This window comes from Microcoleus sp. T2B6 (assembly GCF_036700475.1).
GTDB lineage: Bacteria > Cyanobacteriota > Cyanobacteriia > Cyanobacteriales > Microcoleaceae > Microcoleus.
In genome coordinates, this window is the sequence record NZ_JAUBOZ010000179.1 from 1 (window position 1) to 8,235 (window position 8,235).

Here is an 8,235-nt window from a genome sequence, read left to right on the forward strand (position 1 = left end):
GGCGATAAGACCTTTTCTTTTGAAGTTGAGGCCACTCCCGATGTCTTGGATGATTTCACATCCGGGGTAGCGAGACAAAAGAAAGTCAGCCTGTCGAATAAGGTCGGCTTTTTGACTTCGACTGCTAACTCAGGCGTAGAGGATGGTTGGTTTAGTAGATGGAATATTGACAACTGAGTCGCAATCGTAGCGTCGCTGTCCTGATGGTGTTCTGTACGCTTTGATTTTTCCTTCTTTTTCCCACCGCTAAGCGTGTTTTTGAACATACTCCAAGTCGTTGAATAGCGATTCTTGGTGGTACATATGTGGACATATCTGGGTTTGGTTAGGTGAATTATTCCAGTCTACACCAATTGTCTGATTTATAAGGAAAATGTCTAAGAAAAGCCCGTCCTAGGGATTACTCCCCTTTTAGAAATGCTGGCGACACTTCAGCAGACCAGCAAGACAAAACTCCGAGTTTTGGATCTCGGCTGTGGCAATGGCAGCCTCAGTCACGTTATCGCAGAGCACGGCTGCGAAGTTGTCGGCGTTGACACTTCTGCACCCGGAATTGCCATCTCCCGTCAAAGTTTCCCAGAGTGTCAGTTTATCCAAGCAGATATTTACGACCTTCCAGATACCGATATTCTGAACTCATTTGATGTTGTCTTAGCTATTGAAGTAATCGAACACTTGCTTTATCCTAAAGAACTAGCAAGAACTGCAAAAAAATGCCTCATTCCTGGAGGAACATTAATTATTTCCACCCCCTATCACGGCTATTTAAAAAATCTGGCTTTAGCTGTTTCTGGCAAACTAGATCAACATTTTACCGTTCTTTGGGATAACGGTCACATTAAATTTTTTTCAGTAGAGACGCTGACCAAGTTATTAAGATTCGAAGGATACACAGAGATAAAATTTCAATTTGCTGGCCGGTGTCCCTATCTTTGGAAATCAATGTTATGCTCTAGTAAGTTTTCAGGATAACCTGAAAACATATGAGTTGTGAGTTGTCAATCAATTCAGTTTCTTGACTAGACCGCCCGACCTCATAAAAAGTAAAAAATAAGTTTCACTAAAAAAAAGTAAAATGACTGTTGGCGTTTGGATATTAGGCGATCAACTATGGCAGAACCAAGCTGCCCTCAACCGCACAGATGATAAACCCTCCCTACCGATAATTTTAATTGAATCTTGGCAGCACGTTCAACACCGGCGCTACCACCAACAAAAATTAGTATTAATTTGGTCGGCCATGCGGCACTTGGCTGAAGAATTGCTCGTCGGTGGATGGCAAGTTACTTACACAAAATCGGAGGACTTTGAAGCACCTCTCAAAGCTTGGATACAAGCTCAGAATATCACCGAAGTGCGGGTGATGGCTCCGAACGATCGACCTTTTTTACAGCTCGTTCAAAATTTGCAACTGCCCTGTAAAATAACCCTAATTCCCAACAATCAATTCCTCTGGACACAAACAGAATTCAAAGATTGGGCGTCAAGCCGCAAACGTTTGTTAATGGAAGACTTCTATCGAGCCAGCCGCCAGCGTTTCCAAATTTTAATGGATGGCAATAAACCTGTCGGAGGAAAGTGGAATTTTGACAAAGAAAATCGTCAGCCACCAAAAGGAAAACTGGATACCCCCAAACCTCTCTGGTTTGAACCGGACGCCATAACTCAAGAAGTTATCGCACAAGTTAAATCTCTATCTTTCCCAACTTACGGAAGTATTGAACCTTTTCGCTGGGGGGTTACACGAGAGCAAGCATTGCAAGTATTAGATAATTTCATCGAACAGGGTCTCCCCACTTTTGGCCCTTATCAAGACGCGATGGTAACGGGGGAGGAAACAATGTGGCATTCCCTAATTTCTCCGTATCTCAATATTGGCTTGCTGCATCCTTTAGAAGTTATTCAAGCGGCGGAAACAGCCTACCTCGAAAAAAACTTAAATTTAAACGGCGTCGAAGGTTTTATCCGCCAAATTCTGGGCTGGCGAGAATACATTCGCGGTATGTATTTTTACGTGGATGCTGATTATTTTGAGAAGAATTGGTTCAACCACACTCAGCCACTGCCGGAGTTTTTTTGGGACGCTAGTAAAACAGATATGAACTGTTTGTGCCAAGTTTTAACTCAAGTCGAAGGCAGCGGTTACGCGCACCATATCCAGCGGTTGATGATTTTGAGCAATTTTGGTCTAATTGCGGGAATCTCGCCCCAGGAGCTAGAAAAATGGTTCCACAGTGCGTTTGTGGATGCCTATGACTGGGTAATGCAGACTAATGTGCTGGGCATGGGTTTGTTTGCTGACGGCGGTGTGTTGGCCTCGAAGCCCTATGCTGCTTCTGCCAATTACATTAATAAAATGAGCGATTATTGTCGGGGGTGCAAATTCGATCGCACAGTGCGATCGGGCGAAAATGCCTGTCCCTTCAACTTCTTCTACTGGGATTTCCTAGCGCGCCACCGGGACAAACTTCAGTCGATCGGTCGCATGAGCTTTATCTTAGCCAATCTCGACAAAATGCCGCCGCCAGAATTGGCAACCATCCGCCAAAAAGCGGCAGAGTGGCACTTAGGAAGTTGACTGTTGACTGTTGTCAGTTGACTGTTGTCAGTTGTCAGTTGTTAATCCTTTGCAGTGGCTAATAACAAATAACCAATAACATTAATCAACAGTCAACAGTCAACAGTCAACAGTCAACAATGCCCCATGCCCCATGCCCCATGCCCCATGCCCCCATGCCCCATGCCCCATGCCCTTTGCAATTCTTATTTTTTCCCTGACTTTTCCCTAAACATTCCACAGCGTTTCCCCAGGCAAGTCTGAGGTTTTCCACAGATTCGACAAAGTTTTCCACAGAAATTAACGGCACGGTAGCATCTTGCTGCGGAATTGGGGATTTCCTTAACTTGCTGCCTAATTCCTCATAAACCCCCCGACACATAAAGATATGTAACAAAAAATGCCCTAAAAAGCTGATTATTTGGTAGACTTTTTTTTTATCTAAAGGAGTTTGTAATATTTCGCAACATTGACAAACCCACCCCCTCATAGCGCACAATGATGCGACCGACCTAAAAAAAAGCGCTCTGATTTCGGCTGTGCCAGCACCTGTATCCGGCCGAAGGGGGGGTTCTGTTTTCAATTTATTAGCGAGACTAAAAAAAATGATGAACCCAACAGTCAGTATTTTTGCTGAAATTCCCGAAACGCTGCACGATTCTCTCAAAACTTACCTAGAAACCCATCCCGAATGGGATCTAGACCGAGTATTTTGCGCGGCCCTGTCGCTGTTTTTGTTGCAGAATGCCGATAGCGGTACGCCTGAAGCTTCGCGCAGTTATCGCCAAGCTGCGAGAGTTTATCTCGAAACTCTGTTTCAATCTCCTCAAGACTTGCACAGCAACAATGTAACTCCCTCGTCTTAAAGGATCGGGGGAGAGGGGGAGACGCGGTTTCTGGGAAGGATTTTAGTTGACCCAGAGGGCGCGTACTGCAGAGGTGGCAACTTCAGCTTAAAATCCCTGAGAACTATCGCTTATAGCTTAATGCCGAGCCCCATTGCATCTCCCTTAAGAAGGAAACTTTGATAGCTTCAAGTCCCCCCGGACTATCAGGGCAGGGCTGTTTCATTCTCAGGAAAACCAGCCTTTTGACTCTTGTCGTGCCAAGAATGCCGACCCGACCCCTCCACGATTTGTTAGCCCTTGGGTGGGATTGGGGCTGCCACGGGGGGATTGCCCCTACAAGAGAATGAAAAATCCCCCCGGACTATCAGGGGATGCCGGGGGGATAAGCTGCCTTAATCGTCAAACAGTAGACGGGTAGTACATAAGACGCGCTTGTTTACACGCATGGTGCGGCGCACCCTACAGACTACAAACTAATGGCTGAAGACTACATCATGCCCATGCCGCCCATGCCACCCATGCCACCCATGCCGCCCATGCCGCCCATGCCGCCCATGCCGCCCATGCCGCCCATGTCGCCCATGTCGCCGCCGGCTTTTTTCTTCTCGGGTTTTTCGACAATCACAGCTTCAGTGGTCAATACCATACCAGCAATGGAACCGGCATTTTGCAAAGCCGATCGCACCACCTTAGCCGGGTCAATAATCCCGGCGGCAATCATATCTTCGTACACGTCGGTAAGAGCGTTGTAGCCAACGTTGAACTCGCTAGCCCGCACTCGTTCGATGACGATCGAACCTTCAACACCGGCATTATCAGCGATTTGACGCAAAGGTGATTCCAAAGCTTTCTTCACCAAGTCAGCGCCTACTTGTTCTTCGGTGTCTAAAGTATTTCTGATCGCATCTATTTTTGTAATCAGGTGAATTAGCGTCGTCCCACCTCCGGCAACGATACCTTCTTCCACAGCAGCTTTCGTAGCGTTCAAAGCGTCTTCAATACGCAGTTTACGGTCTTTGAGCTCGGTTTCGGTAGCTGCGCCGACTTTAATTACAGCGATGCCGCCGGCGAGTTTGGCGATGCGTTCGGTTAGCTTTTCCTTGTCGTAGTCGGAATCCGTCGCTTCTAGCTGCTTGCGGATTTGCTCGATCCGTTTTAGCACGTCAGCTTTGTGTTCTTCGCCTGCAACAATGATCGTGTTTTCTTTGTCGATCGTAATTTTGCGGGCGGTACCGAGCATTTCTAGGGTTGCGGTATCGATGCTGAGTCCGACTTCTTCAGAAATCAGTTGACCGCCGGTGAGCACGGCGATATCTTGAAGCATAGCTTTGCGTCGATCGCCAAAACCAGGAGATTTGGTTGCTGCGATGTTCAATACGCCGCGGGCTTTGTTGACTACCAGAGTTGCCAAAGCTTCGCCTTCAATATCTTCGGCGATAATTAGCAGCGGTTGACCGGTGCGGGCGATTTTTTCGAGAACTGGAATTAGTTCTTGAATCGAGCTAATTTTTTTGTCGGTAATCAGGATGCGAGCGTTTTCGTACTCAACTTCCATGCGATCGGTGTTAGTGACGAAATACGGAGAAAGATATCCGCGATCGTACTGCATCCCTTCGACAACTTCCAATTCTGTTGTCAGAGATTTCGACTCTTCTACAGTAATTACGCCGTCTTTCGTGACTTTTTCCATTGCTTGGGCAATCATGGCGCCGACTTCTTCGTCGTTACCGGCGGAGACAGTGGCGACTTGAGCAATGGCGCTTCCTTCGACTGGTTTCGCCAATTTCTCGATTTCCAGCACCAAGTGGGCGATCGTTTTTTCAATACCCCGGCGCAGCGCGACTGGGTTTGCGCCTGCAGCGACATTCTTCAAACCTTCGCGAATGAGGGATTGAGCGATAACCGTTGCGGTTGTTGTGCCGTCGCCTGCGATATCTTTAGTTTTGGAGGCGACTTCTTGAATTAAGCGAGCGCCGGCATTTTCCAGGGGGTCTTCGAGTTCGATATCCCTAGCAACGGTGATACCGTCGTTAACTATTTGGGGAGCGCCGTATTTCTTTTCCAATAGGACATTCCGGCCTTTCGGGCCCAAGGTGATGCGGACAGCATCGGCGAGTTGATTGACGCCGCGTTCTAGTGCCCGCCGAGATTTGTCGCTAAATGCAACTATTTTGGTCATGTTTGTCTCCAATCGCTTACATTAGCAAATTTAGCACTCTCTGAGTCTGAGTGCTAAGTTGATCGATTTTTGATTGTAGCGCGCCTCAACCGTGTGGGGGATTGGGGGGACGGATGGGAGATTTGGGCGAGCTCGTTCCGGGTGGCTAAGGACAGGGCAATGCCGTGTCCCCACATATCTCGTGTCAGCACAGATATAATGTGGTTTGTTACATATCGATATAATCAGGTTTTGGTTGAGGCCAAAACCTAATTTTGATGGCGCGTCCTCCCAAAGCAGAATTTTTATTAAAAATTTCTTAACTGGTGTTTTCGGTCATCTACCTTTCGATAGAGCTTATATTTTTTTTTTCAAACTTCTACCTTCTATAGCAACCACGCCCGACGATGATGACGTTCTTAATTGCTGAAACATGAGCTGAAGATTGCGCCTTCCTTCTTCCTTCTTCCTTCTTCCTTCTTCCTTCTTCCTTCAGCATCCATCCGTTACATCCGTTACAAAATCCGCTGCCGAACCTTCTTCCTTCTTCCTTCTTCCTATGGCTCGTTATTCTCGACTGCAAAAACTCGGCTCTTATATGCGCCCGCACTGGAAACCAACATTCTGGGGCATTTTTTCGCTATTGGTTGTCAATGCTGTGGGCGTTTACATTCCCCTGCTGATTCGGAATGCAGTTGACACTCTCCAATATGCGACTAAATTTGACCAAGTTTTCAACTTCGTGGCACTAATTCTGATTCTCGCCTCAATTATGTGGGTGATTCGGATGGCGTCGCGGATTTTGCTGTTTGGCGTCGGGCGTCAAGTCGAATTTGACCTCAAACAGCAAATATTTAACCATTTATTAACATTAGAACCGTCTTATTTTGCCGCCAATACGGTAGGGGATTTAATTAACCGCGCTACTTCCGATTTGGACAATATTCGGCGCTTGGTGGGGTTTGCGGTACTCAGTTTGGCGAATACGGCATTTGCCTATGCTTTGACTTTGCCGGTGATGCTGGGGATTAATGTAAGGTTGACGCTGTTTGCGATCGCAGTTTATCCTTTAATGCTGGTTTTGGTACAGTTATTTAGCGACAAACTTCGCATCCAACAGTTAGCCGTGCAAGAGGAATTGTCGGCGATGAGCGATTTAATTCAGGAAGATATGAGCGGGATGTCCGTAATAAAAATCTACGCTCAAGAAGAAAACGAACGCCGAGCTTTTCGCAATTCCAACGCGCAGTTGCTATCAGCAAATTTGGAATTAGCAAAAACTAGAAACTTTATTTTTCCGCTGCTGGGCGGTTTGGCAAGCATCAGTTTGTTGGTGCTGCTTTCTGCTGGTGGCGGGGCAATTGCTAATGGTCAAATTAGCATTGGCGATTTTGTGGCGTTGCTGATTTATGTCGAGCGCTTGGTGTTTCCGACGGCGCTGTTGGGTTTCACAATTACGGCTTACCAGCGGGGAGAAGTGAGTGTCGATCGCATCGAATCAATTCTGACTGTGGAACCGCAAATTAAGGATACTGCCGATGCAGTTGAACTGGCAACTCCAGTCAAAGGAGAAATTGTGGCTCGCCATCTAAATTATACTTATCCCGGTGCTAATACACCCGCACTTAAAGATGTGGATTTTACCATAAAACCGGGAGAAACTGTCGCAATTGTTGGGGCGATCGGCTCAGGAAAATCAACTTTAGCTAATGCACTGCCACGCTTGCTAGATATCGATCCGGGTCAGTTATTTGTAGACGGACAGGATATTACCGAGGTAAAATTGACCGAATTGCGCGGGGCGATCGCCTACGTTCCGCAAGAAAGTTTTCTGTTCGGCACTACCATCAAGAATAACATCCGCTACGGAAACCCTTTAGCGGAACAGCCGGAGATTGAAGTCGCAGCAAAACAAGCGCAAATTCACGCCGAAATCCTCAACTTCCCGCAACAGTACAAAACAGTTGTCGGCGAGCGCGGCATTACTTTATCCGGCGGACAGCGGCAGCGGACAGCACTTGCTCGCGCTTTGTTAGTTGACGCCCCGGTGTTAATTTTGGATGATGCTCTTTCCAGCGTTGACAATCAAACTGCTACCGACATTTTGCGAAACTTGGCAACGGGAACCGATCGCAAAACGGTAATTTTTATCTCCCATCAAATGTCAGCAGCGGCCAGTGCCGATCGCATTTTTGTGATGGAGAGAGGAGAAATAGTTCAGAGTGGCACTCACCTTGAATTGGTAGGGCAAACAGGGCTTTATCAGTATTTGTGGAACCAGCAAAAATTAGAGGAATTGCTGCATTGACAAGTGACAGATACTTTGAGTCATCTATACTTAGACCCTAAATAAGTAGATTGGTCAGAACTTACGCAAGTACGCTATATATAGCGCAATACGGTTCAGTTAAGAGCAATCTGACTTCTAAAAGATGCCTGTATTTCCCATAAAATCGTGAGGTTAAATTCGTCGGACAGCGTTAACTGAACCGTATTGACATATAGCGTGCTTGCGTAAGTCCTGTGGGAGTCGGAGTGATTTCGGGGATGACGGGATTGTTACATCTCTTTACATTTGGGTTTGGGACAGCTCGTATTCATAAAAATTCATACCGGATGCGGGAAACTCAGCGGCTTCAGCCCTGAGAGGTAAGCGACGCGGGGACTTCAGT

At 46.8% G+C, this 8,235-nt stretch carries 7 protein-coding genes; 4 read left to right on the forward strand and 3 right to left on the reverse strand.

Features of this window, described 5'->3' with window-relative positions:
* Nucleotides 1-417: 417 nt before the first annotated feature.
* Both QUA00_RS35445 and QUA00_RS35450 read left to right on the forward strand, forming a co-directional pair.
* Nucleotides 418-972, forward strand: coding sequence for a class I SAM-dependent methyltransferase (locus QUA00_RS35445; RefSeq protein ID WP_333413219.1), 555 nt, complete (start codon nt 418-420; stop codon nt 970-972).
* Nucleotides 973-1,075: 103 nt separating this feature from the next.
* Entirely contained in the window at nt 1,076-2,578 is a 1,503-nt protein-coding gene (locus tag QUA00_RS35450) for a cryptochrome/photolyase family protein (protein ID WP_333144316.1), read from the forward strand.
* Between the two features lie 106 nt (nt 2,579-2,684).
* Here QUA00_RS35450 and QUA00_RS35455 read toward each other — a convergent pair whose 3' ends face one another.
* Nucleotides 2,685-2,954 carry a hypothetical protein gene (locus QUA00_RS35455; RefSeq protein WP_333144317.1) on the reverse strand — a complete coding sequence of 90 codons (270 nt, stop codon included), beginning with the start codon at nt 2,952-2,954 and terminating at the stop codon, nt 2,685-2,687.
* Between the two features lie 211 nt (nt 2,955-3,165).
* Here QUA00_RS35455 and QUA00_RS35460 point away from each other — a divergent pair, with 211 nt between their 5' ends.
* Nucleotides 3,166-3,423, forward strand: a complete 258-nt coding sequence (locus QUA00_RS35460; RefSeq protein ID WP_050813024.1) for a DUF2811 domain-containing protein — start codon at nt 3,166-3,168, stop codon at nt 3,421-3,423.
* A 469-nt stretch (nt 3,424-3,892) separates the two neighbouring features.
* On the opposite strand, the gene groL is transcribed toward QUA00_RS35460, so the two are convergent.
* Both groL and QUA00_RS35470 read right to left on the reverse strand, forming a co-directional pair.
* Nucleotides 3,893-5,584 (reverse strand): chaperonin GroEL, encoded by a 1,692-nt coding sequence (gene groL, locus QUA00_RS35465; protein WP_333144318.1) that lies wholly within the window; start codon nt 5,582-5,584, stop codon nt 3,893-3,895.
* Between the two features lie 358 nt (nt 5,585-5,942).
* Nucleotides 5,943-6,146: a hypothetical protein gene (locus tag QUA00_RS35470; RefSeq protein ID WP_333413221.1), complete on the reverse strand. Its 204-nt coding sequence runs from the start codon at nt 6,144-6,146 to the stop codon at nt 5,943-5,945.
* Between QUA00_RS35470 and QUA00_RS35475 the strand changes: the two genes are divergently transcribed.
* Nucleotides 6,123-7,871: an ABC transporter ATP-binding protein gene (locus QUA00_RS35475; RefSeq protein ID WP_333413224.1), complete on the forward strand. Its 1,749-nt coding sequence runs from the start codon at nt 6,123-6,125 to the stop codon at nt 7,869-7,871. The two genes, QUA00_RS35470 and QUA00_RS35475, sit on opposite strands and share 24 nt — an antisense overlap.
* Nucleotides 7,872-8,235: the final 364 nt, after the last annotated feature.